Annotated in this window: 1 protein-coding gene; it reads left to right on the top strand. The window is 57.6% G+C overall.

Features of this window, described 5'->3' with window-relative positions:
* On the top strand, positions 1-243 hold a 243-nt coding region (locus J1G34_RS27000), incomplete at both ends, for an immunoglobulin-like domain-containing protein (protein ID WP_222994872.1).

Genomic DNA, 243 nt, shown 5'->3' with positions numbered 1-243 from the left:
AAAGGCGATCAAACCGTCACGACCGCCATCAAAACCGTGACCGGTGGCGAGCATTTCGAAAACCTGGTGCCAGGTACCACAGCGGTTAACACCACTGTTACCGATACCCCAGGCACTGCTGATACCACTACCGTCACGCTGACCGCGCCAACCGCCGTCAACGAAGGTGGCCAGATCACTTACACCGCTACGCTCTCTAACAAAGCGGGCAGCGACGTCACGCTGAAGTTGGACAACGGCTCA

It is taken from the genome of Pseudomonas sp. Wu6 (genome assembly GCF_019891515.1).
In the GTDB taxonomy this organism is placed as follows: domain Bacteria; phylum Pseudomonadota; class Gammaproteobacteria; order Pseudomonadales; family Pseudomonadaceae; genus Aquipseudomonas; species Aquipseudomonas orientalis_A.
The sequence above is the reverse complement of the archived record's forward strand: the minus strand, read 5'-3'. Positions and strand labels throughout refer to the sequence as shown.